Annotated in this window: 3 protein-coding genes; all 3 read left to right on the forward strand. The window is 56.7% G+C overall.

Going from position 1 to position 1737, the window contains the following annotated elements:
- A partial coding sequence (locus H6F43_RS00760) for an FAD-dependent oxidoreductase (RefSeq protein WP_190340125.1) occupies positions 1 to 1137 on the forward strand: 1137 nt, incomplete at its 5' end.
- A 94-nt stretch (positions 1138 to 1231) separates the two neighbouring features.
- Entirely contained in the window at positions 1232 to 1366 is a 135-nt protein-coding gene (locus tag H6F43_RS22560) for a hypothetical protein (RefSeq protein WP_277879835.1), read from the forward strand.
- A 98-nt stretch (positions 1367 to 1464) separates the two neighbouring features.
- Positions 1465 to 1704 (forward strand): hypothetical protein, encoded by a 240-nt coding sequence (locus H6F43_RS00765; RefSeq protein WP_347272352.1) that lies wholly within the window; start codon positions 1465 to 1467, stop codon positions 1702 to 1704.
- Positions 1705 to 1737 lie beyond the last annotated feature (33 nt).

Consider the following 1737-nt stretch of genomic DNA (forward strand, 5'->3'; position numbering starts at 1 on the left):
TATGAAATTCCCGCGTTCTACCCGCAGTACAGCCCCTTCTACAGCTACGACACCGATCGCTACGCCAAAGCTCCAGCACTCGTTTTTACGTACCGCCGCATCCTCAGCGCCAAGCCCAACACCGGGTTCCAAACCATCAATCCGGGCGACATCTCGATGCAGAACTGGCAGACCGGAAACGACTACGGTCCTGGTACCGAGGAAGACAACACCCTCTACACGCGATCGCAGCTAGAATCCTTGGGGCAGCTGGCACCGGGAGGCTGGCAAGGCGGTTATCGCATTAGCGCGTTACGCAGCGGTGAGGAGCACGCGCTTGGCTATTTTTACTGGCTGTTTGCAGGCAACACCGACGCCAAGCTGGGACCAGATGCCAAAAAGCCCCAGCCAAATCTGCGGCTGCTGACGGGACTGACTTCGCCAATGGGAACGGTGCACGGGCTCTCGAAGTTTCCCTACATCCGCGAAGGGCGGCGTCTAGTTGGGCGCTACGCTTACGGCTATCCGGCAGGGTTCACGATCGACGAAATTGCTATCTCTCGCCAAAACTACCGCGACCCGTTTTATTTAGAGAATTTATCTCAGGAAACCTACCGACAGCTTGCCGCTGCAATGGCGGGTCTACGGGCGATCGAGGTGATTCGGGGCAGTGTTACGCCAGCCGAGTTGCAGTGGCGGGAGCGATCGCGCATTTACCCAGATAGCGTTGGCGTTGGGCACTACAACATCGACTTTCATCCCTGCCTGGAGCAATCTCCGCCGGAGCGTCCGGGCAATCGAGAGCGCCCCGGTGAACGGCAGGCGGCAGAGAGCACTTACCCATTTCAGATTCCACTGCGATCGATGATTCCGCCGAAGCTGGACAATCTGCTGGTTACAGGTAAGAGCATTGCGGTGAGCCACATCAGTGCGGCTGCCTATCGAGTTCATTCGTTTGAGTGGTCAGCGGGATCTGCGGCTGGCGTAACGGCGGCATTCGCGCTGGAAAACAAGCTGCTGCCCTACCAACTGGTGGAGAATCTGCCGCGTCGCAGTCCGGCGTTGGAGGCGCTGCAAAAGCGACTGAATGACAGCGGCAATCCAACGGCGTTTCCGGGCACGTCGATTTTTAATCAGAATTGGCAGCAGTGGAAGTGACGCTAATTCGGAATTCGGAATTCGGAATTCGGAATGCTCGATTCGTCAGCGGTTCAGTTGTTTGAGCAGTAGGTGGAATGTAGAGAATGGGTAGATGGGTTCGGCTGTTTGCGGTGAGCCGTTGACTGATGGCTTCAAGCGGGATGGCTGTGGCGCGGCTTCGTATTTTGCAGCGCTGGCTCGATCGTCCCTAATTCCCTACCCACAGCGGTTTGCCGATTCGATATAACAGAGACAGACTTCCAAGCCATCCGTGTTTGCTGCGCTATGAAACCTAAACTGTTCGTTTCTGCGGTATTTGCTGCCCTATGCATGGCAACTCCCGCTATGGCACAGGTTCAGCCTGCTCCACCCTCAGATCCCGCCCAGCCCACTGCCAGAGAGGTGCTCGACGCCTGCGTACAGAATCGAGCCGACACATTGCCCAACCCCTTTGTCGATGTACCGCGCAACCACTGGGCATACAAAGCCGTGCTGACCATGCACTACTGCGGGGTTTATCGCCAAGCCACTCCACCGAGCTTAATTGAGCGATTGCTGAATCAGCAGTCGCCACGATCGTCTTAAACTGCCACGACTGCAACTGCCACAACTGAAGCT

It is taken from the genome of Leptolyngbya sp. FACHB-36 (assembly GCF_014695955.1).
Taxonomy (GTDB): Bacteria; Cyanobacteriota; Cyanobacteriia; order Leptolyngbyales; family Leptolyngbyaceae; genus FACHB-36.